At 74.7% G+C, this 19,444-nt stretch carries 21 protein-coding genes; 8 read left to right on the top strand and 13 right to left on the bottom strand.

Annotation, left to right across the window (positions count from 1 at the left end; translation table 11 throughout):
• Positions 1 to 12: 12 nt before the first annotated feature.
• The 3 genes from ACFZB9_RS23490 to ACFZB9_RS23480 form a co-directional block, all read right to left on the bottom strand.
• The gene (locus ACFZB9_RS23490; protein ID WP_391450090.1) at positions 13 to 612 is read right to left on the bottom strand and encodes a TetR/AcrR family transcriptional regulator; all 600 of its coding nucleotides are present in this window, start codon (positions 610 to 612) and stop codon (positions 13 to 15) included.
• Between the two features lie 97 nt (positions 613 to 709).
• On the bottom strand, positions 710 to 934 hold the full coding sequence (locus ACFZB9_RS23485; RefSeq protein WP_391450089.1) for a hypothetical protein: 225 nt from the start codon (positions 932 to 934) through the stop codon (positions 710 to 712).
• Positions 935 to 1,044: 110 nt separating this feature from the next.
• Positions 1,045 to 1,764 (bottom strand): hypothetical protein, encoded by a 720-nt coding sequence (locus ACFZB9_RS23480; protein ID WP_391450087.1) that lies wholly within the window; start codon positions 1,762 to 1,764, stop codon positions 1,045 to 1,047.
• Between the two features lie 135 nt (positions 1,765 to 1,899).
• Between ACFZB9_RS23480 and ACFZB9_RS23475 the strand changes: the two genes are divergently transcribed.
• Positions 1,900 to 2,109 (top strand): DUF6011 domain-containing protein, encoded by a 210-nt coding sequence (locus ACFZB9_RS23475; protein ID WP_391450085.1) that lies wholly within the window; start codon positions 1,900 to 1,902, stop codon positions 2,107 to 2,109.
• A gap of 7 nt (positions 2,110 to 2,116) precedes the next feature.
• Here the strand turns inward: ACFZB9_RS23475 and ACFZB9_RS23470 are convergent, their stop codons facing one another.
• The 7 genes from ACFZB9_RS23470 to ACFZB9_RS23440 form a co-directional block, all read right to left on the bottom strand.
• Entirely contained in the window at positions 2,117 to 3,058 is a 942-nt protein-coding gene (locus ACFZB9_RS23470) for an ABC transporter permease (RefSeq protein ID WP_391450083.1), read from the bottom strand.
• Complete coding sequence (locus ACFZB9_RS23465; RefSeq protein WP_391450082.1) at positions 3,051 to 3,977, bottom strand: ABC transporter permease; 927 nt, start codon at positions 3,975 to 3,977, stop codon at positions 3,051 to 3,053. The genes ACFZB9_RS23470 and ACFZB9_RS23465 overlap by 8 nt, the downstream gene beginning before the upstream one ends.
• Before the next feature lie 94 nt (positions 3,978 to 4,071).
• On the bottom strand, positions 4,072 to 5,688 hold the full coding sequence (locus tag ACFZB9_RS23460; RefSeq protein ID WP_391450080.1) for an ABC transporter substrate-binding protein: 1,617 nt from the start codon (positions 5,686 to 5,688) through the stop codon (positions 4,072 to 4,074).
• Positions 5,682 to 7,292: a D-alanyl-D-alanine carboxypeptidase/D-alanyl-D-alanine-endopeptidase gene (gene dacB, locus ACFZB9_RS23455; protein WP_391450078.1), complete on the bottom strand. Its 1,611-nt coding sequence runs from the start codon at positions 7,290 to 7,292 to the stop codon at positions 5,682 to 5,684. The genes ACFZB9_RS23460 and dacB overlap by 7 nt, the downstream gene beginning before the upstream one ends.
• Before the next feature lie 203 nt (positions 7,293 to 7,495).
• Entirely contained in the window at positions 7,496 to 7,987 is a 492-nt protein-coding gene (locus ACFZB9_RS23450; RefSeq protein WP_391450076.1) for a DUF6542 domain-containing protein, read from the bottom strand.
• Positions 7,988 to 8,123: 136 nt separating this feature from the next.
• Positions 8,124 to 9,503: an LCP family protein gene (locus ACFZB9_RS23445; protein ID WP_391450075.1), complete on the bottom strand. Its 1,380-nt coding sequence runs from the start codon at positions 9,501 to 9,503 to the stop codon at positions 8,124 to 8,126.
• 76 nt (positions 9,504 to 9,579) lie between these two features.
• Positions 9,580 to 10,128: a SigE family RNA polymerase sigma factor gene (locus ACFZB9_RS23440; protein WP_391450073.1), complete on the bottom strand. Its 549-nt coding sequence runs from the start codon at positions 10,126 to 10,128 to the stop codon at positions 9,580 to 9,582.
• Positions 10,129 to 10,291: 163 nt separating this feature from the next.
• Here ACFZB9_RS23440 and ACFZB9_RS23435 point away from each other — a divergent pair, with 163 nt between their 5' ends.
• Together ACFZB9_RS23435 and ligD are read left to right on the top strand one after the other, a co-directional pair.
• Positions 10,292 to 11,008, top strand: coding sequence for an HAD family hydrolase (locus ACFZB9_RS23435; RefSeq protein WP_391450071.1), 717 nt, complete (start codon positions 10,292 to 10,294; stop codon positions 11,006 to 11,008).
• Positions 11,005 to 12,030: a non-homologous end-joining DNA ligase gene (gene ligD / locus ACFZB9_RS23430; protein WP_391450069.1), complete on the top strand. Its 1,026-nt coding sequence runs from the start codon at positions 11,005 to 11,007 to the stop codon at positions 12,028 to 12,030. Before ACFZB9_RS23435 ends, ligD begins: the two co-directional genes overlap by 4 nt.
• Before the next feature lie 5 nt (positions 12,031 to 12,035).
• Here ligD and ACFZB9_RS23425 read toward each other — a convergent pair whose 3' ends face one another.
• Positions 12,036 to 12,935, bottom strand: a complete 900-nt coding sequence (locus tag ACFZB9_RS23425; RefSeq protein WP_391450067.1) for an alpha/beta fold hydrolase — start codon at positions 12,933 to 12,935, stop codon at positions 12,036 to 12,038.
• 63 nt (positions 12,936 to 12,998) lie between these two features.
• On the opposite strand from ACFZB9_RS23425, the gene ACFZB9_RS23420 reads away from it, so the two are divergent.
• Complete coding sequence (locus tag ACFZB9_RS23420; protein ID WP_391450065.1) at positions 12,999 to 13,457, top strand: MarR family transcriptional regulator; 459 nt, start codon at positions 12,999 to 13,001, stop codon at positions 13,455 to 13,457.
• A 75-nt stretch (positions 13,458 to 13,532) separates the two neighbouring features.
• Entirely contained in the window at positions 13,533 to 13,958 is a 426-nt protein-coding gene (locus ACFZB9_RS23415; RefSeq protein WP_391450063.1) for an ArsR/SmtB family transcription factor, read from the top strand.
• A gap of 95 nt (positions 13,959 to 14,053) precedes the next feature.
• Here ACFZB9_RS23415 and ACFZB9_RS23410 read toward each other — a convergent pair whose 3' ends face one another.
• On the bottom strand, positions 14,054 to 15,163 hold the full coding sequence (locus tag ACFZB9_RS23410; protein WP_391450061.1) for a threonine aldolase family protein: 1,110 nt from the start codon (positions 15,161 to 15,163) through the stop codon (positions 14,054 to 14,056).
• Positions 15,164 to 15,312: 149 nt separating this feature from the next.
• Positions 15,313 to 16,959 (bottom strand): FAD-dependent monooxygenase, encoded by a 1,647-nt coding sequence (locus ACFZB9_RS23405; protein ID WP_391450059.1) that lies wholly within the window; start codon positions 16,957 to 16,959, stop codon positions 15,313 to 15,315.
• Positions 16,960 to 17,049: 90 nt separating this feature from the next.
• Here ACFZB9_RS23405 and ACFZB9_RS23400 point away from each other — a divergent pair, with 90 nt between their 5' ends.
• The 3 genes from ACFZB9_RS23400 (at position 17,050) to ACFZB9_RS23390 (ending at position 19,326) form a co-directional block, all read left to right on the top strand.
• Entirely contained in the window at positions 17,050 to 17,598 is a 549-nt protein-coding gene (locus ACFZB9_RS23400) for a CGNR zinc finger domain-containing protein (RefSeq protein WP_391450057.1), read from the top strand.
• A 108-nt stretch (positions 17,599 to 17,706) separates the two neighbouring features.
• Positions 17,707 to 18,480 carry a hypothetical protein gene (locus tag ACFZB9_RS23395; protein ID WP_391450055.1) on the top strand — a complete coding sequence of 258 codons (774 nt, stop codon included), beginning with the start codon at positions 17,707 to 17,709 and terminating at the stop codon, positions 18,478 to 18,480.
• 102 nt (positions 18,481 to 18,582) lie between these two features.
• Positions 18,583 to 19,326: a YcnI family protein gene (locus tag ACFZB9_RS23390; RefSeq protein ID WP_391450053.1), complete on the top strand. Its 744-nt coding sequence runs from the start codon at positions 18,583 to 18,585 to the stop codon at positions 19,324 to 19,326.
• The last annotated feature ends 118 nt before the right edge of the window (positions 19,327 to 19,444 follow it).

The following is a 19,444-nucleotide window of genomic DNA, read 5'->3' as shown; positions in this document are numbered from 1 at the left end:
GCCCAGCACCCGCTACCGCCCGGTGAGTTGCTGCTGGAAGCCGCCCAGCATGGCCTCCAGGCCGATGGTGAACCAGTGCTCGTAGCACTCGGCGCCGGCGTGGGCCGGCGGGCGTCTGACGCCCGGGGGCGCGCCGACCTGGGCGAGGGCCTGGCCGGTCAGGAAGCACCCGACCGACTGGACGGCCGCCAGGCCGTCCTGGTCGGGGATGCCGGCCGCGCGCAGCCGGGCCAGCGCGGGGGCGGTCATCGCGTGTCCGATGGTGGGGTCGACGGGGTGGGTGGCCAGCAGCGGCACCGCGCGCGGGTGGGCCAGCAGCATCCGCCGGTAGCCGAGGGCGAAGCGGCGCAGCGCGTCGGTCCAGGGGGCCTGCGGGTCGACCTCGAAGCGCACCTCGACGACCAGCCGGTTGACCACGGCGGCCAGCACGGCGGCCCGGCCGGGCAGGTACCGGTAGAGGGACATCGCCGTCACCTCCAGCTCGGCGCCGATCCGACGCATGGTCAGGGCGTCGAGCCCGTCGGCGTCGATGACCTGGACGCTCGCGGTGATGATGGCCTCGCGGCCGATCTGTGGGGGACGTCCGGCCTTGGCCCGCGGCGGTGTGCTCATGGCGCCCATCTTGGCGACCGCTCCCGACCGGGGCGGCACCAGGGTCACGGGTCGACCACGCTGCGTTGGCCATGGCCGGACAACCCCTGGCGCGGTCTCAGTGCCCGAGCAGCGCGGCGAAATCGGTGCCCAGGTTGGCCACCTTGGTGAGGTCGCCCAGGTCGGAGACCGCGCCGACCGGGATGCTGTAGGTGTGCTCCTGCTTGGACGGCGCCGGGTAGTTGGGGTCGCCGGCGGTCGCCGCGGCCGCGCCGCCGGCGGCGGCGAGCACGGCGGTGCCGAGCAGCAGGGTGGTGATGGTGAGTCGGGTCGCGGTGCGCATCAGGCCTCCGTGGATAGGGACGGGCTGACCTGATCAACCGTCGGCGGCGCCGCAGGTTACGGGGGTGCCGCGTGGTGCGACCGGCTGGTCGCACCACGCGGCGGCGTCGGTCAGCTGATCGGATCGGGCGAGTCGCCGGCCAGCAGCAGCTGCGGGACCTGGGTGAAGGTCCAGCCGGCGCCGTCGGCGGTGAGGACCCAGACCACGTCGAACCGGGTGTCGGGCCAGTGGGCGGGCGGTGCCGGGGTGATGGTGCCGAGGTGGGCGAGGATCGCGGCGATGCTCTCGTGCTCCCAGGCCACCAGCTGGGGGCCGCTGGTGGCCAGCAGCGCGGCCGCGAGGCCGGCTTCGTTCCCCTTGGCGTACCGGGTGTCGAGGGTCAGGCCGAGGGCCGCGGCGAGGGGCGTGACGGTCTGCGCGGGGCGCTTGCTGCCGCCGGTGTCCGGGTCGGCCGCATAGACCGTGGCCGGCCTGGTCAGGCCCGCCGGCGCGGGGGCCGCCGCCCCGGCGCCGGTCCGTGGCGCGAAGAGCGCGACGAGTGCGCCGGCCCGGGTCCAGCCCCGGATGGTCAGCGACTCGGAGTCCTTCGTGCCCTGGTCGGTGACCCCGTACGGGGCACCGGAGCCGGTGGGCTTCTCGGCATGACGGATGATCATGATCACGCTGGAGCCGTCAACGGGTCCGGCGGGGGTGCCGGCGGCCTGGACGGACCCGGCTGCGTGGTGCTTGGAACTCTTCTGCGCCTCGGCGCCCCAGGCACCGAGGGCGGGCACCGCGGCGGCGAGGACGCCGAGGACGGTGCGACGGGCCGTCATGATGTTGTTGACCATGCTCCGAACGTCCTGTCCGATCAGGGGGTGGCGGAGGACTGCTGCCGTTGCTGACAACGTACTGAGCGAACCTGTGGTTCGGATGAGAACGGGCGCCGCGGCGCGACCCCTGGCGCAGGCCCTATGCTGCCAGGCATGCGCGATCAAGCCCTGGACCAGCCCGAGGCGCTCCTGCCCGCCCCGGCGGACGAGGAGCGCCTGACCGTGCGGGTCACCTGCCGCGGCTGCGGCCGGGTGCTGCACGATCCCGAATCCCGGATGCTCCGGCTGGGCCCCGGCTGCCGGCACCCGGGCGAGCCGGTGCGCCGGCACGAGGTCGACCAGGACACCCTGCCCGGGCTCTGACGCGGCACTAGCGCAGTCGCGGGTCGCAGGCGTCCCGCACGGCGTCGCCCAGCACCATGAAGCTCAGCACGGTGGCCGACAGGAACAGCGCCGGAAACAGCAGCAGATGGGGGAAGTCGAGGAAGTAGGCCTGCGCGGCGTTGAGTTCGAGCCCCCAGGAGACCGTCGGGTACTGCAGTCCGACGCCCAGGAAGTCCAGCGTCGCCTCGCCCGAGATGACGTTCCCGACGCCCAGCATCGCGACCACCACCACCGGTGTCACGGCGTTGGGCAGGATGTGACGGAGCATCAGACGAGTGGAGCCGGCGCCGGTGGCCAGCGCGGCCCGCACGTAGTCGGCCTCCTTCACCCCGATCACCTGGGCGCGCATCACCCGGGTCATGGTGGTCCAGCCGAGCACCACCAGCACCAGCGTCATGGCGCCGAGCCCGTGGTCGGGGAAGGCGACCAGCACGACGGTGGCGCCGAGTACGAACGGCAGGCCGAAGAAGACGTCGGCGACCCGGGAGACCAGCCCGTCGACCCAGCCGCCGTAGAAGCCGGCCAGCAGCCCGAGCAGCACCGAGAGCGCCAGCGCCCCGGCCGTCACCGCCAGGCCGATGAGCAGTGAGGGGCGGCTGCCGCGCACCGTCTGGGCGAGGTAGTCGCAGCCCTGCACATCGAAGCCGAACGGGTGCGAGAGGCTCGGCCCGACCCGGGAGTCGGCCAGTTCGCAGCGCCCGGTGTCGTGCGTCAGCAGCGCGATGAACGGGTCGGGGAAGGCCGCCATCAGCGCGATCAACAGCAGCACCGCGGCGGCCGCGAGTGCGCCGGGGCGGGCCCCGAACACCGGCAGGGCGCGAGCGCGGGCCCGGGCGCGACCGCCGGCCCGTTCGCGGCGGGGTGGGCCGGTGGGCGGTGGCGGCTCCTGGGGGGTGGGCGGCGCGGTCACGGGCGGGGGGCTAGTCATGCCGGATCCTCGGGTCGAGCAGGCCGTACAGCAGGTCGACGGCCAGGTTGGCCAGGCAGAAGACCAGCACCAGCACGGTGGTGATGCCCACCACGGTGGGCCCCTCGCGCAGTTGGATGGCCTGGAAGACCTGCTGGCCGATCCCCGGCAGGTTGAAGATGTACTCGGTGACCACCGCACCGGCCAGCAGCGAGCCCAACTCGATGCCGAGGAAGGTCACCACCGGTACCAGCGAGTTGCGCAGCGCGTGCACCACCACCGTCCGGCGCCGGGACAGGCCCTTGGCGGTCGCCGTGCGCACGTAGTCGGCGCCCAGGCTCTCCAGCACCGAGGACCGGGTGAGCCGGGCCACGTAGCCGGCCCCGAAGCTCGACAGCACCAGGGCGGGCAGCAGGTAGGCGCTCGGCCAGCCGGCCTCCACCCCGGCCACCGGAAACCACCCGAGCCTGACGCCGAGCACCAGTTGGGCGAGGTAGCCGAGGATGTAGACGGGTACGGCGGCCGCCAGCGTGGTCCCGCCGAGCACCGCCCGGTCGGCCCAGCGGCCGCGGCGCAGCGCGGCCCAGGTGCCGAGCCCGATGCCCAGCACCGTCTCCAGGAACCAGGCGGTCAGGCCCAGGCGCAGGGTCACCAGCCAGTGCCCGGCCAGCGCGTCGGCCACCGGCTCCCCGGTGAAGGTCCGGCCGAGGTCGCCGCTGAGCAGGCCGCGCAGGTACCTGGCGTACTGCACGAAGAGCGGGTCGTCGAGGTGGTAGCGCCGGTGCAGCTCGGCGACGACGGAGGGGGACACCGGCCGGTCCCCGGCCAGCGCCTGGATCGGGTCGCCGGGCAGCACGAAGACGAGGGTGTGGATCAGGAAGGTGGTGGCCAGCAGGACGGGGATGGCGTACAGCAGGCGGCGGGCGAGGTAACGGCCCATCGGGCAAGGCCCCTTGGTGCTCGGACGGCTGGGTGGCGGACAGCTGGGTGGCGGACGGCCGATCCGTGGACGGCCGGGCGGGGTTCGAGGAGGGTCAGTGCCGCACGGTCACCTGCTCCAGGTGCAGCCCCGCCACGTACGGGTCGAACAGGACGTTGCCCACCCGGCCGCTCCAGGCGCTCTGGTCCTGCCAGTTCCACAGCGGGATCAGCGGCAGCTGCTGGAGCGCGAGGTCCTCCGCCTGCTGGTAGTCGGCGATGCCCTGCGCGGGGGTCGGGGCCGCGTCGCCGCGGGCGAGCAGGTCGTCGAAGGCCGGGCTGCTCCAGCCCGGGCGGTTGCCGTGGCCGAGCAGCCCGGCCAGGTAGTCCTGTTCGCTCGGGTAGTCGGCGACCCAGTTCTGCCGGTAAGGGCCGGTGGCCTTGCGGTTGTTGAGGATCGGTGCCAGGTCGGCGCCGGGCATGGTGCGGAACGCGACGTCCCGGATGCCGAGGTTCTGGCGCAGCTCGTTGGCCACCGCGGTCATCCACTGCAGGTAGCTGGGATCGGAGTTGGCGAAGTACAGTTCGAGCCGCCCGCTGAAGCCGCCCGCCTGCTGGAGCAACTCCCGTGCCCTGTCCGGCTGGTAGTCGCAGCTCTGGCCGCAGGCGCCGGCCCGGTGGCCGGGGATGGTGACGCCGACCAGTGAGTCGGCCGGGAGGTACACCTCGTTGTAGATGGCCCGGGTGATGCCCTTGCGGTCGATCGCCATCGACAGTGCCCGGCGGACCTCGGGTCTGGCGAAACGCGGGTCCCACAGCGGCAGTCCGAGGTAGTCCATGGTGCCGCTGGGGCGCACGGCGTAGTGATGGCCGAAGGTGCGCTTGGCCTCGTAGGCCCGGGCAGCGGGTACGTTGGTGACGAAGTCCACGTGGCCGGCGCTCAGTTCGGTGTACGCGGTGTCGGTGCTGGTGAAGATGGTGAAGTGCACGGCGTCGGCCATCGGCGGCCGGGGCCCGGTGTAGCCGGCGGCCCGGCGCAGGTCGATCCGCTGGTTGCGCTGCCAGTCGCCCGCCATCTCGAACGGGCCGTTGCCGACCGGGTGCAGGTCGAAGTGGTCCGGATCGCTGAACGCGGCCTGCGGCAGTGGCGCGAAGGCCGGGAAGGCCAGCAGCATCGGGAACTGGCTGAACGGGGCCTTGAGGGTGACCCGCAGGGTGCTGTCGTCGAGCACGGTCAGGCCCGTCAGGTGCCGGCTCGCGGGCGGGTGGCCGTCGGTAGGGTTCAGCGCGTCGTAGCCCTCGATCTGGGCGAAGTAGGCGTTGGCGTCCCAGCCGTCCGGGCCGTAGGCGGCGGCCTCCCAGGCGGCGGCGAAGCTGTGGGCGGTGACCCGTTCGCCGTTGTGGAAGACGCCGTCGGGGCGCAGCGCGATGGTCCAGACCCGCTGGTCGTCGCTGGTCACCGAGCGGGCCGCGAGCGGGACGGGGTGGCCGTCGTGCGGGTCCAGGGCGAGTGGGGTGTCGAACAGGCCCTCCAGGACCTGCAGGGCGTAGCTGCTGGTGGTCCGGCCCGGGGTCAGGTGGTCGGGCTCGGTCAGCGCGACGGAGTACGAACCGCCCGGGACGGCCGGGATCGGCCGGTCGTCGTCGACGCTGCCGCGCGCGCAGCCGGTGGCGGTCGCGGCGAGCAGCGCGAGGGCGGCGAGCGACGCACCGGTCCGGCGCAGCGTCAGCATCGGGCCGCTGTCGTGCAGTCGCTCTCCCAGTCGTGGGCGATACCCGGCGGGGTGCGGCGCGGGGCGGGGCTCTGCTCCGGGGCCGTCCTGGGGGGCTGCGGGGCGGTGTCGGCGAGCTGGGCGACGAAGGCGTCGAGTGCCGAACGCGGGCTCTGGCCGGCGAAGTTGTTGAGCAGGACGGCGAAGGCGAGGGTGCGTCCGTCCGCCCGGTCCAGGTAACCGGCCAGCGCCTCCACGCCCGTCATCGACCCGGTCTTCGCGTGCACCCGCCCCTCGGCCGGGGTGCCGCGCAGCCGGTTGCTCAGGGTGCCGCCGACCATCCGGCGCGGATCGCCGGCCACCGGCAGCGCGTCGTACCAGGCGGCGAACCACGGCTGCCGGTGGGCGAACCGCAGGAGTGCGGTGAGATTCTGAGTGGTCGTCAGATTCTGTCGGGACAGGCCCGATCCGTCGACCTGGCGTGCGGTGGCGGCTGTCAGGCCGGCGCGCTGGGCGAATTCCGCCACCTGGGCGAGCCCCGCGGCCCAACTGCCCGATCCGGACCGCACCCGGCCGATCTCCTTGACCAGGTGCTCGGCGATGCCGTTGTTGCTCAGCTTGAGGAAGGGCGGCAGCAGCGCGGCGAGCGGCGCCGAGTCGTGGTCGGCCAGCAGGGCCGCGTCGGCGGGCGCCGGCTCCTCGCGTACGCTGCCGCGCACCGCGACGCCGTGCCGGGCCAGCGCCGCCCGGAAGACGGTGGCGGCGAGCTGGGCGGGGTCGGTGACGGCGACCCACTCCTCGGTGGGCCCCGCATCGGCCGGCAGGCTGCCGGAGAGCACGATCTCGTTGCCGCCCGGACGCCGGTCCGCCTCGGCCGTGGTCTCGCCACCCGGCTCCCCGGTGCCGACGCGCCCGCTGATCCGCACCGGCGCCTCGGCCGGGGTGAGCCGCACCGCCGCCGGGTGGCCGGGTGCCGGGTCCGGGGTCAGGGTGAGCCGGACGCTGCCCACGTCGTCGTCGGCGTCGGTGGTGAGCGTGAGGGCGGAGATCTCCGGGCTGTAGTAGGCACCCTGGTCGTCCCAGGCCCAGCCGGCGCCGAGCGGGACATCGTCGTAGCGCGTGGCGTCGCCCAGGACGCTGCCCGACACCTCGCCGATCCCGGCGGCGGCGACCCGCGCCGCCAGCGCGTCCAGGTCGCCCGGCAGCAGGCTGGGGTCGCCGCCGCCGCGCAGCACCAGGTCACCGGCCAGGGTGGCGCCGGTGCGCGAGCCCGTCGTGAGCACCGCGGTGGTGAACCGGTGGTCCGCGCCGAGCAGGTCGAGGGCGGCCGCCGCCGTCACGGTCTTGAGGGTGGAGGCGGGCATCAGCAGCGCGTCGGGGGAGTGCTGGTAGAGCACCTCGCCGGTGCCGGCGTCGGTGACCAGCGCGGAGACCGCGGCACCGGTCAGCCGGTGGTCGGCGAGCAGGTGGTCGAGGGCGGCGGTGGCGAGTGGCGCGGGGCTCGCGAGTGCCGCCTCGGCTCCCCGATGGACGGTCCGGGGGGCCGGGCCCGACCCGGTCAGCAGCAGCGCGGCGAGGGCGGCGGCGAGCGGCGCGGCCGACCGGCCGAGCGGGATGCAACGCACGGCGCCTCCAGGGGGCGGGCGGGCTGAGGCTTGGGTGGGGCGGCCGGAGCCGAGCCGCGGTTGTTCGCGCCTCGTGCTGCTGTCCGGCCAACCACCCCACCTTCGCGCCGACCGGCGGCCAGGGGCGGATGATGACACGCGCGCGCCGAGAAATCGCCCGCACGGCGCACAGGGTGACAGATCATCGGTCCGGGGCCGCCGGGTCAGTCGGCCTCGCCGGAGCGCTGGGCCGGCACCCTCCCGGCCGTCGTCGCCGGTGCCACCTCTGTCGCGGTCCCTGCCGTCGCCGTCGCCGAGCGCCGCCGGGCCCGGGCTCCACCCCGCCCGCTCGCCGCACGGCGGGCGCGGCGGGGGGCGAGGACGGCCCGCAGTGCGATGACGAGCAGCGCCGCGAGCAGGGCGGCCGCCATCACCGGGAACGCGTGGACCACCCAGCGCGCGGCGGCGGTCGCCAGCGCGCTGCCCCGGAGGCTGTCGTGGTGCGCGAGGTACTGCGACCCGGACGCCACCGCCAGTACGGTGATCGGCGCACTGGTGCTCACCCACCACCAGCCCGCCCGGCTGCTCAGCGCGGCGGCGAGACCCGCACCGAGCACCGCGCAGACGGCGAACACCGGACCGGGCCCGGAGCGGGTCAGTTCGTCCACCACCGCTCCGCAGACGGGCAGTCCCAGGGCGGGCAGCACGCTGGGCACTCGGCCGCCTCCCGCCTCGGGCCGGTGGCGCCTCCTGGCCCTGGACTCGGCTCCAGGAGCAGGGATCTGACGATCCGTCACCTTCTGTCGCGATGCACGCCGGGACGACGGCGGCCCGCCGACGGCGGCCACGCGATCAGTCCACGCAGGCGGGGGAGCCCGCCTGCGGCGTCGTGCCGGCCCTGCCCGCGAGGACCGCGGCCTGTCCGCCACCGCCGCCGCCCCCGCCGCCCCCGGTATCCGGTGATCCCGTCGCCGTCGCCGTCGCCGTCGCCGTCGCCGTCCCCGTCGCCGCCTGCGGCGCGGCGAACCGCGCCTGCACGAACGCCTTCGCCGCTGTCGGGTCGACCATGCTCACCTCCATGCCATGGACGGTCTTGACTCCGTCACTCGGTAGCGTGCTGTAACTCACCTCACTGCCGGTCAGGTTCGGCACCTGCCGCAGGAAATCCAGGGCGCTCCACCGGTCGTCGATCACCACGTCCTTCTGTACCGCGTCCAGCAGCGACCGCAGCCTTCCGAGATCGGCGAAGACACCGGCGTTCGCGAGGGTGCTGCGCACGGACGCCAGGAACGCCTGCTGACGGCGGATCCGGTCCAGGTCGCCGCCCGGCAGCCCGTGCCGCTGACGGACGAAGGCGAGCGCCTGCGCCGGGCTCAGGGTGTTGACGCCCGCTGCGAAGTCGGCGCCCGAGCCCTGCCCCCGCACCGCCGGGTCCGAGACGGCGTGGTCGAGGCAGACCCGCACCGGCCCGATCGCCTGCACGATGTCGTAGAAGCTCGCCAGGTCGACCTCCGCGAAGTGGTCGATCCGGACGTCGAGCAGGTTCTGCACGGTGGCCAGGGTCGCCGCGCGTCCGGCCTCGCGACTCTGCTGCTCCACCTGGCTCGCGGAGAGCCCGTGGCCGGTCAGCTTCGCCTGGGCGGCGGCCATCGCGATGCCGTAGGCACCCTCGATCTTGTCCATCGGGCCCTTGGCGCCGTCGGTGCCGTTCGTGCCGTCCACGCCGTAGGTCTGGACGTAGTCGTCGCGCGGAATGGACACCCCGCTCACCTGGCCCCCGTCGGCCGGGATGTGCAGCAGGATCAGGGTGTCGGTGTTGTAGCCGCCCACCGCGCTGCTGCCGGCGTGCAGTTGATCCCGGACGAACTGCGCGGGCAGGTCGTTGCCGGCCAGGTCCTTGCGGCTGTCCAGGCCGATCAGCAGCAGGTTGACGGACTTGTCGAGCCGCGCGGGCACCGTCGGCGAGCTCTGCGCGGTCAGGTCCAGTGCCCGCGAGGTGGTGACGGGCGGGTTGCCGAGCCCGTTGGCCAGCAGTCCGCCCGCGGTGGCCAGTGCGAGGGCCACCGCCGCGCCGGTCAGTGCGGCCCGTCGACGTCGGCGGCGGTCCCGGCCGCGCGCCAGGCCGCCGGCGATCAGTGCCTCGGTCCTGACGGGCAGTCCGTCGGCCGCGCGTTTGAAGATCTCGACGAGCTCGTCTTCGGACGATGGATCCGGCGTCGGATCGGTGGCCATGGTGTGCGATCACTCTCTCTCTGCGGGCCGTGCGCTCGGCCCTCGTGGGGTGTCGGGGGTGATGGCCCGGTGCGCGTCAGCGGGCGGCGAGCTCGGGCAGCGAGTCGCCGAGCAGGGCGCGCAGTTTGACCAGCGCCCGGCTGCTGCGCACCCGCACCGCGCCGGAGCTGACCCGCAGGATCTCCGCGGTCTCCTCCACGCTGCGGTCCTCCCAGTAGCGCAGCACCAGGACCGCCCGGTCGGCGGGCTGGAGCCGGGCGAGCGCGCCGAGCAGGGACACCCGCAGCGCCGGGTCGTTCTCCTCGCCCGCCAGCTCGGGGAACTGGTGCGTGGGCCACTCGGTACTGCTGCGCCGGCGCCGGTGCGACAGGAAGATGCGGACCAGCACCTGCTGCGCGTAGGCGGCCGGGTTGTCGATCTGCCCGCGCCGTCCGCGCCATGACGTCCGGTGCCAGAGTGCGTACATCCGTCCGAGGGTCTCCTGCAGCAGGTCCTCGGCGAGGTGGGTGTCGCCGCCGGTGAGGAAGTAGGCGGAGCGGTACAGCTGCCCGGTGCGCCCGTTCGCGAACTCCAGGAACCCGGCGTCCGCACTCTCCCGCGCACCGCTGCTCTTGCCCAGCGCCACTCCTCGTACCCCCGCATCGGCGTCATCCAGCTCTAAGACGTGTCGGGGTGGGGACGGTGTTACAGCTGTTGCCGGAAATCTTTTTGCACCGACTCGGGCTGGCCGGGGTTGCGGGGCGCGCGGGAGGATGGAGAGGAGTCGGTCAGGAAAGGGGGCAGCCCCCATGGAGCCGACCGCAGCGGTCCTCTTCGACCTGGACGGCACCCTGGTGGACAGCGGCTACCTGCACACCGTCTGCTGGTGGCAGGCGCTGGCCGAGCACGGCCACCGGGTGCCGATGGCGCGGGTGCACGGTGCGCTCGGACTGAGCGGGGGGCGACTGCTGGACGAGCTGCTCGGTCCGGGCCGGGACCGGGACGAGGACGAGCCGATCAGCGCCGGGCACGCCGCGCTCTGTGCCCGGTACTCGGCGGTGCTGCAGCCCTTCGCGGAGGCGGCCCCGCTGCTGCGCGAGTGCCTGCTGCGCGGCTGGCAGGTGGTGCTGGTCAGCCCGGCCGGGCCGGTCGCGGCGCGGGAGCTGGCGGTGCTGGGCCGCGCGCTGGACGGCGAGGAGCCGCCCGTGGCCGCCGGCTCCCCGGGGCCCGAGCTGCTGCGGACCGCGCTCGCCCTGGCCGGCGCCGTTGCCGAGCACTCCGTGCTGGTCGCCGACACGGTCTGGGACGTGCGGGCGGCCGGGCGGGTCGGGCTGCCCTGCGTCGCGGTTCGCACCAGTGGCATCGCCGAGCAGGACCTGCTGGCGGCCGGCGCCGCCGAGGTGCACCCCGACGTCGGCGCGCTGCTGGCCCAGCTGGACGACAGCCTGCTGGCCCGGCCGCGGGTGTTCGGGCAGGCGGGGATTCGGGCAGGTGGGGAGGTGACTTCGTCCTGGCGCTCCCCGTGACCGGTCTGCTGGCCGGGTTGCCGCCCCGCGAACAGCGCCTGCTCCGCCCGGCCTGCGCCGACCTCGGTACCCCGATGCTCGCCGTCTCCAGCACCCCCGAGGCCGCCGGCTCCTTCGGCGACGGCTGGCTCTTCGAGCGGAAGCTCGACGGTATCCGCCTGCTCGCCGTCCGCGACCGGCAGGAGGTGCACCTGTTCTCCCGCAGCGGCCGCTCGCTGGACACCGGCTACCCGGAGGTCGTGACGGCGCTGGCGGCTCAGGACTGCCAGGACTTCGTGGTGGACGGCGAGTTGGTCGCACTGAACGGCGGCCGGACCGACTTCTCGCTCCTGCAACAGCGCATGCAGCTCACCGAACCCGCAGCCGTCCGTGCCAGCCCCGTCGCCGTCAGCTACTTCCTCTTCGACCTGCTGCGCCTGGACGGCAGCGACACCGGTCGGCTGCCGCTGCGCAGCCGCAAGGCCCTGCTGCGCGCCGCCCTCGCCTTCCGAGCCCCGCTGCACTACACCGAGCACCACGACCCCGGCGGTCACGGCGCCCCCGGCAGCCGGGAACTCCTCGACCAGGCGTGCGCCCGCGGCTGGGAGGGGCTGGTCGCCAAGCGGGCCGACGGTCCCTACCTGCACCGCCGCTCCGCCGACTGGCAGAAGCTGAAGTGTGTCGGCGGACAGGAGTTCGTGATCGGCGGATTCACCGAACCGGCCGGTGGCCGGATCGGGTTCGGCGCGCTGCTGCTCGGCTACTACGAGCAGGGGCGGCTGCGCTATGCCGGCAAGGTGGGGACCGGTTTCGACGCCGCCGCGCTGCGGGTGCTGCGCGGCGGTCTGGACACCATCGAGCAGGCCCGCTCACCGTTCGTGGACGAGCCCGCGGAACAGCGGGCCCACTGGGTGCGGCCGGTGCTGATCGCACAGGTCGGCTTCTCCGAGTGGACCCGGGCCGGCCTGCTCCGCCACCCCCGGTTCCTGGGCCTGCGCGACGACAAGCGTCCGCGGGAGGTGGTCCGCGAGTCCACGCCGTAGACGGCTCAGCTGCTCGGCCGGCCGACTCGGGTGGCCAGGAAGTCCAGGATCAGCTTGTCGAGTTCGCCGGCCCGCGCGGCGGGCATCGCGTGGTGCGAGACACCGGGCAGCACCGCTGTCTCGGCCTGCGGCAGCTGCTCCCGTACCTCCTTCTCGACCCGCCGGACGTCGTGCGCCCGGCTCGCCCCGGCGAGCACGACCAGCGTCGGCAGTGCGTGGCCCCGCAGCTGCGCGGTGGTCGGGCGCTTTCCCACCACGACCTTGCGGCGCGGGAACTCGGCGGCCAGCCCGTACAGCTCCAGGACACCCGGGTCGAGCTCGGCGCCGCCGGACTCCCAGCGCAGGAAGGCACGGGCGCGGCCCGCGGTGGGCCGCAGCAGCATCGGCAGCGCGTGCAGCAGGTAGCCGGGGCGGTGGCCGGCGAAGCACTGGGTGGGGTCGAGCAGCACGAGCCCACGCACCCGCCGCGGTGTGCGCAGCGCGTAGGTCAGGGCCAGCCAGGCGCCGTAGGAGTGGCCGCACAGGTCGGCGCGGTCGAGGCCGAGGCCGTCGAACACGCCGTCCAGCCAGTCGAGCAGGTCCGGGACGGACCGGATGGGGCGCTCGCCGCACCGGCTCCGGCCCGCCTCGCCGATCCGGTCGACGGCGTAGACGCGGCGCTCGCCGCCGAGGTCGGCGATGTTGGCGAACCACACGGCCGCGGTGCTGCCGCCGCCGTGCAGCAGGACCAGCGGTTCGCCGTCCGCAGGGCCGTGGGCGAGGACCCGGGTCGTGCCGTACGCCGAGTCCAGGTCGATCCGCTCGACGCGACCGGCGGGGGAGGCGGGGGAGGCGGTCGAGGCGGGCCAGCGGTCGAGGACGGCGTCGTACGCGGCGTAGAAGGCGGTCGGAGCTGCTGCAGGCATGAGAACTCTCCCCGAGATGAGTCGCTGAGCAAGTATCTCGCTGAGCGAGATAATATCGCCTGCATGGACGAAACGGAGCCCGGCCTCAAGGTGGTGCACCAGCTGCGCGCGGTCACCCTCGAACTGCACCTGCTGGGCGCGGAGTTCGCGCAGCGCAACGGCCTGCACCCGACCGACCTGCGGGCGCTGATCTGCCTGCTGGACGCGGCCCGGGCGCAGACCCCCGCCACGCCGGGCTGGCTCGGCCGTCAGCTCGGCCTGAACTCGGCGGGCACCACGGCGGTGATCGACCGGCTCGAACGGCTCGGCCGGCTGCGGCGCACCCGGGACGACCGGGACCGGCGCCGGGTGCTGCTGGAGGTGGACGAGCGGGCGGTCGCGCTCGGCTGGTCCTTCTTCGGCCCGTTGATCGCGGATGTGGTCGCCGCCGCCCGGGCGCTGTCGGACTCGGAGCTGGCGGCGGTTCAGCGCTTCCTCGGCGCGGTGCAGGGGGCCGTCGCCGAACAGCGCGAACAGCGCTGACCTGGCTGGATGCGGGCTCTGGCGGGCCGAAAATATATGAACGGTCATTCATTAACCGCCTGTATGATGAGACGCATGGGTCATGGAGCCGCATCCCCGCAGAACGCCGTCCCGCGCACGCGCCTGGACGCGGCCGCTGCCGCCCGGGTGGCCACCACCCTGCAGGCCCTGGCCACCCCGTCCCGGCTGCTGATCCTCTCCCGGCTGCGCGAAGGCCCGTGCGCCGCCACCGAACTCGCCACCGAGGTCGGCATGGAGCAGTCCGCCTGCTCCCACCAGCTCCGCCTGCTGCGCAACCTCGGGCTGGTGATCGGCCGCCGCAACGGCCGCTCGGTGGTCTACGCGCTCTACGACAACCACGTCGCCGAACTCCTCGACCAGGCCGTCTACCACATCGACCACCTGCGCCTGGGCCTGAGCGACGCGGCGGGCCCGGACGCGGACGCCGTGCCGGACGTGGCGCCGGACGCGGTGCCCGCACCGGCGGCCAACCCCGGCTGAGCCGGCCGTCCGCCACGCCCTCGGCGTGATCGATTGCGGGCGCCCGCACCGGCGTTGCACCCGGCCGCATGTCCGGCCGGGCCAGCCCCCAGCCGTCAGCCGTGTGCCGCCGCCAGTTCCAGGAAGCGGTGGCCCACCCGGGTGACCTCGTCCGGCGTCCACTGCAGGGCCGGGCCGGTCAGGCTGACCTCGCCCATCGCCAGGCCCGGGGCGGCGTCGGACCAGTAGCCGACGAACCAGGTGCCCTCCTGCTCGGCGAGTGCGAGGTTGGCCGCGTTCAGGGCCGCGGCCGAGTACGGGAGCCAGAGCTGGAACTCGTGGGTCGGCGGCGTGGCCGGGTTGATCCGCGCGCCCGGCAGCGCGGCCAGGGCCGGAGCCAGGGTGGCGGCGTGCTCGGTGTAGCCCGGGATCCGGGGGAGGACCGTGTCCAGGCCGTGCAGCGCGGCGACGGCGGCGGGCCACTGCTGGAACAGCATGCCGCCCATCCGGTGGCGCCAGGCGCGGGCGTATCCGGCCAGCGCCGAGGTGCCGGCCAGCGCGGCGCCGCTGATGCCGCCGAGGTCCTTGTAGAAGGAGACGTAGCAGCTGTCGGCCAGTGCCGCGATCTCGGCCAGGGAGCGGCCGAAGTGGGTGGTGGTGTTCCACAGTCGGGCGCCGTCGAAGTGCACCCGGGCGCCGACGGCCCGGGCCGCCTCGGTCAGCTCGACCAGCTCCTCCCAGCTCGGCAGCAGGAAGCCGGGGTCGCGCAGCGGGAGTTCGACGGCCAGGGTGCCCACCGGCTCGCCCAGCTCGGCGAGCTCGGCGGGGGTGGGCTGACGCTGCTCGGTGGTGGGCCACAGCGCGCGCAGGCCGGTGAGCTGGCTGTAGGCCTGCCGCTCGTGCTGCTCCAGGTGGCACAGCGGGTGCAGCGCCACGGCCTGGCGGCCGGTCAGTTCGGCGCCGTAGCGCAGTGCGACCTGTTGGGCCATGGTGCCGGTGGGGAAGAACACGGCGTCCTCGGTGCCGAGCAGCTCGGCGGTGCGCTCCTCCAGCTGCCGCACCGGGCCGTCGGTGCCGTAGAAGTCCGGCACCTCGTCCAGCCCGTCCATGGCGGCGATGGTGGTGAGCCGCTCGCGCATGGTGCGCAGGGGCCCGTCGGACAGGAACCGCGTGCTGGCGCGACGGGCTGCGCGGCGCCGCTGAACGGCACTCTGATCATGACTCATTCGGCGATTGTCTGATCAGCATCCAATCCGGCCAACCGATTTTCCGGCTCTCATGCCGCGCCGCCGTCCACCGCACCACGGTGTACCGGCGCTGGACGGATGGCGGTGGGCGTGAGCGCCGAGCACCCGGACGGGCCGTCGGACAAGCCCTACGACCCGAGGATGCGGCGCAGCACGTCCAGCAGCTCGCCGGGGCGGGACGGCCGGGCGGCCCGCCAGCCGATGTGACCGTCGGGGCGGACCAGCACGGCCCCGGCCGCCGGGAGGTCGCAGAGCTCGCCGACCGTGCCCGGCACCGCCTCGCGCAGCGGCCCGCCGTCGAGGGCGTGCACGGTGACCGGGTGTCCGCCCGCCGCCGCGGCGTCGGCCTGCTGCCGCCAGGCCGGGTCGTCCCGCGCTGTGAGCAGGACGAAGCCGGGGCCCACCAGGTCGAGCGTGGAGCCGACGCCGGCCGGGCCGCCGAGCCGCGCGTGCGGCAGCCGGTGTCCGGGCGCACCGCTGGGACGGTAGCCGGTGGGCTCCAACGGCGGCCGTGCCGCGGCGCCTTGGGTCTGCTGCCCGCGGTCCTCAAAACCCTCCTCGGCGATCACGGCGCCGGACCGGTAGACGGCGGTGAGCAGCAGCTCGTCGTCCATCCGGTAGCCGCCGGCCCGGGCCTGGGCGTTCTCGCTCGACAGCTCGATGACCTGCCGCGCCAGGGGCCGGCGCTCGGCCTGGAAGCTGTCCAGGAGCGCCGGGGTGCCGCGGCCGGCGGTGACGGCGGCCAGCTTCCAGGCCAGGTTGTCCGCGTCGCCGATCCCGGTGTTCATGCCGTGGCCGCCGGTGGGCGGGGTGACATGGGCCGCGTCGCCGGCCAGCAGGACGCGGCCGCGGCGGTAGGCGGTGGCCAGTTGGGCGTCCATCCGCCAGGTCATGGTGGAGCGGATCGTGACGTCCAGCTCGGGCAGGCCGGCCATCGAGCGGACGAGGTCGGCCAGCCGGCGGTGGTCGGTGAGGTCCTCGTGCGGCCCGGGGCGGCCGGGGTCGAACGGGTACTGGTAGATCCACCGGCGGTCGTTGTCGATCGCGAGGAAGCCGCCCAGCCCGGGCGGGGTGAGGAAGTACGAGGTGCTGGCCCGATCGGCCACCACCGCGCCGAGCGGTGCGTCGAAGCGGATGCTGAGGAAGTGCCGCAGGTCGGTCGGCCCTGCCATGGCCAGGCCGGCGCCGGTGCGCACGGTGCTCGCCGCGCCGTCGCAGCCGATGAGCCAGTCGGCGGTCACCGGGTAGGGCTCGCCGCCGTCCCGGTCCCGCAGGACGGCGCGCACGCCCGGGCCCGCTCCCTGGTCCGCCGCCTGCTCGAAGGAGAGCAGGCGCACGCCGAGCCGGATCCGGTCGGCCGACAGCTCGCGGGCCCGGCGCAGCAGCAGTGGCTCCAGCAGGTCCTGGGAGCAGACCAGCCCGGGCGAGGGGGTGTGCTCGGGCCCGTCCACCGGGTCGGCCCCGGACCTGTCAGCCGCTACCCCGGTGCGCACGAAGTCCGGATCCACCAGGTTCCGGCCGCGGTAGAAGGAGACCTGCGAGGCGGGGAGCGCGAGCTCGCGGATCGCCGCCTCCAGCCCGCAGCGCCGGAAGATCTCCATCGAACGAGCGGAGATCCCACGGGCCTTGGGATGCGGCGAGGTGTCCGTGCGTGCTTCGACCAGCAGATGGTCCACGCCTTGCGCGGACAGCAGGATCGACAGGGTCAGCCCCACCGGCCCACCGCCCACGATCAGTACCGGGGTCGTCGTCACCGGGGTCGTCGGTGGCTGCATGGCTCTCCAAGGTAGTAACGTCTAACATGTCATTTTGACGTTACCATGGAGGTGTCGCCCAGCCGCCGCCCCGACCGGAGGGACGAAGCCGTGCCCGAGAACCTCACCGACGCCAACCCCCGAGGCCTGCACTTCATCGTCGAACTCGCCAACGCGGTCCAGGACGGTACCCGGGTCGGCGCGGCGGACCTGATGGACCTGCTGGCCCGCCATGGCGGCCCGCCGTTCCGGCTCACCGAGGCCGAGGCCGGCCAACTGTGCGAAGCCACCGGCGAGTTGATCGGCATCCTGGCCACCACGGATCCGGACGCGGCAGCCGAGGCGATCAACGCCCTGCTCGGCCGCCACCCGGCCCGGCCGCACCTGGTCCGGCTCCCCGGCCGCCCCTGGTCGCTGCACGCCCAGGCGGACCGGAGCGCCGGCCCCGCCCCCTGGCTGCTCTCCACCGCCGCGCTGGCCCTGGGGCTCTGGTTCAGCGAACGCGGCGGCTGCGCCTGGGGCCGGTGCGCCGCGCCCGACTGTGAGCACTACTTCATCGACACCGGCCGCCGCACCCCGCAGCGCTACTGCTCCACCCGCTGCGCCACCCGGGTCCGGGTGGCCGCCCACCGCGCCCAGCGCGGAGCCGCCGCCGACTGATCCGCGTTTCCCGCCGTCGGCCCGGGGGTAGGCCACGCTTCGCTGCCGGCCCGGAAGGAGCGCCCCGTGCTCGGTGCTCGAAGACTGGGCTGGCAGGATGTCCGCACCATGCCCGTCCTCCCGCCCGCCACGCCCGTGCGCGCACCCGTGCGCCCTGCCGCCGTCGACCTGCGGGTCCTGCGCGCGGCGGTCTTCGCGACGCTCGGTGTCGTGCTCTCGGGCGCCGGGCACGTGCTGGCCTCGGGGTGCCCGGTACCGGTGGCCGCCCTGCTGGTCGGCTGGGTCGGTGTCGGCGCGTTCGCGCTCGCCCAGGGCGGCCGCGAGCGGTCGTTGCGGGCGATCTGCGGCGGGCTCACCGGGGCCGAGGCGGCGCTGCACACGCTCTTCCACCTCTGGCCCGCCCACGGCACCAGCACCGGCCCCAGCACTCCGGCCGGCCCGCCGATGGGCGGGATGCGGATGCCCGGGATGCGGATGCCCGCGCCGCCGCCCCCGCACCTGGCGGCCGCCGCGCCGCACCTCGCCCTCTGGACGCACCCGGTGCTGCTGGGGCTCAGCCCGGCCATGGCCACCGCGCACCTGGCCGCCGCGCTGGCGGCGGGCTGGTGGCTGCGGCGCGGCGAGGCGGCGATCTGGCGCCTGGTCAGGCTGGCCCGGCTGGCGCGGCTGCTGCGCCGGTCGGCCCGGGCGGCCGCGGCCTTCGTCCAACAGGCCGTGCTGCGCACCGCGCTGCCGTCGGGCCCGTGGCGAGCGGCCGCCCCCGCGTCGGCCTGGATCGCCCGGCTGGACCGCGACGGCGGCGGCCGCGAGCTGCGCGCCACGCCCCGGCTGCGGCACTCGGTGATCCGGCGCGGCCCACCGGCGGCGGTGTTCCCGGCCTGACCCGATCGGCGCGTACGCGCGGCCCTTCGGCAGGCCCCGCGTCTCGTCGCCAACCCGGGCCCGCCCCGCGCGCGCCCTCCTTCGGATGGAGAACACCGAACCATGTCTACGACCACCCGCGCGCCCAGGTCCGCCCGGCCCGCCGGGCTGCCGCGCCGGGCCGCCGCCGCTGCCGCGCTGGCCGCCGCGACCGTCCTGCTCGTCGCCGGCCCGGCCGCCGCCCACGTCACCGTCCAGCCGTCCGCTGCCCCCAAGGGCGCGGCCGACCAGAGCTTCGCGTTCCGGGTGCCCAACGAGGACGACACCGCCAGCACCGTCAAGGTCGAGCTCTACTTCCCGACCGACCACCCGATCGCCTCGGCGCTGATCGCCCCGGTGCCGGGCTGGACGGACCAGATCCAGACCACCAAGCTGACCACCCCGATCAAGACCGACGACGGCGACATCACCGACGTGGTCTCCGAGGTGACCTGGAGCGGCGGGAGCATCGCGCCCGGGCACTACCAGGACTTCACCCTGGACTTCGGCCAGCTGCCCTCGGACACCGACCAGTTGGTCTTCAAGGCGCTGCAGACCTACTCCAACGGCACCGTCGTCCGCTGGATCGACACCTCCCAGCCCGGCCAGCCGGAGCCCGACCACCCGGCCCCGACCCTCAAGCTGACCGCCGCCGCGGCCGACCCGGACACCTCCGCCGCCCCGGCCGCTCCGGTCAGGAGCGCCTCGGCCGACGACTCGACGGCGCGGGGGCTGGGCATCGCCGGCCTGGTGGTCGGCGCCCTCGGTCTGGGAGCCGCGGCCTTCTTCGGCCTGCGCCGCCGCCCCGGCGGTGACCCGGCCGCGTAGGGCCCGTCCGACACGAACCCGGGCTCCGGGCCGGGCAGCCTCCTCGGCAGCCCGGCCCGGAGTTCTCGGTACGGGGTTTCCCGGCCGGTCGCGCGGCGCGACGCTTCGTCAGACACCG

Source organism: Kitasatospora sp. NPDC008050 (assembly GCF_042957465.1).
In the GTDB taxonomy this organism is placed as follows: Bacteria; Actinomycetota; Actinomycetes; order Streptomycetales; family Streptomycetaceae; genus Kitasatospora.
The sequence above is the reverse complement of the archived record's forward strand: the minus strand, read 5'-3'. Positions and strand labels throughout refer to the sequence as shown.

Excerpts from the sequence above, each read along its gene's own strand:
- ACFZB9_RS23485 (WP_391450089.1), bottom strand. The coding sequence starts at position 934 with ATGCGCACCGCGACCCGACTCACCATCACCACCCTGCTGCTCGGCACC.
- ACFZB9_RS23460 (WP_391450080.1), bottom strand. The coding sequence starts at position 5,688 with ATGCTGACGCTGCGCCGGACCGGTGCGTCGCTCGCCGCCCTCGCGCTG.
- ACFZB9_RS23410 (WP_391450061.1), bottom strand. The coding sequence starts at position 15,163 with ATGAGTCATGATCAGAGTGCCGTTCAGCGGCGCCGCGCAGCCCGTCGC.
- ACFZB9_RS23415 (WP_391450063.1), top strand. The coding sequence starts at position 13,533 with ATGGGTCATGGAGCCGCATCCCCGCAGAACGCCGTCCCGCGCACGCGC.
- ACFZB9_RS23405 (WP_391450059.1), bottom strand. The coding sequence starts at position 16,959 with ATGCAGCCACCGACGACCCCGGTGACGACGACCCCGGTACTGATCGTG.
- ACFZB9_RS23395 (WP_391450055.1), top strand. The coding sequence starts at position 17,707 with ATGCCCGTCCTCCCGCCCGCCACGCCCGTGCGCGCACCCGTGCGCCCT.
- ACFZB9_RS23435 (WP_391450071.1), top strand. The coding sequence starts at position 10,292 with ATGGAGCCGACCGCAGCGGTCCTCTTCGACCTGGACGGCACCCTGGTG.
- ACFZB9_RS23445 (WP_391450075.1), bottom strand. The coding sequence starts at position 9,503 with ATGGCCACCGATCCGACGCCGGATCCATCGTCCGAAGACGAGCTCGTC.
- ACFZB9_RS23420 (WP_391450065.1), top strand. The coding sequence starts at position 12,999 with ATGGACGAAACGGAGCCCGGCCTCAAGGTGGTGCACCAGCTGCGCGCG.
- ACFZB9_RS23490 (WP_391450090.1), bottom strand. The coding sequence starts at position 612 with ATGAGCACACCGCCGCGGGCCAAGGCCGGACGTCCCCCACAGATCGGC.
- ACFZB9_RS23470 (WP_391450083.1), bottom strand. The coding sequence starts at position 3,058 with ATGACTAGCCCCCCGCCCGTGACCGCGCCGCCCACCCCCCAGGAGCCG.
- ACFZB9_RS23475 (WP_391450085.1), top strand. The coding sequence starts at position 1,900 with ATGCGCGATCAAGCCCTGGACCAGCCCGAGGCGCTCCTGCCCGCCCCG.
- ACFZB9_RS23390 (WP_391450053.1), top strand. The coding sequence starts at position 18,583 with ATGTCTACGACCACCCGCGCGCCCAGGTCCGCCCGGCCCGCCGGGCTG.
- ACFZB9_RS23425 (WP_391450067.1), bottom strand. The coding sequence starts at position 12,935 with ATGCCTGCAGCAGCTCCGACCGCCTTCTACGCCGCGTACGACGCCGTC.
- ACFZB9_RS23465 (WP_391450082.1), bottom strand. The coding sequence starts at position 3,977 with ATGGGCCGTTACCTCGCCCGCCGCCTGCTGTACGCCATCCCCGTCCTG.
- ACFZB9_RS23480 (WP_391450087.1), bottom strand. The coding sequence starts at position 1,764 with ATGGTCAACAACATCATGACGGCCCGTCGCACCGTCCTCGGCGTCCTC.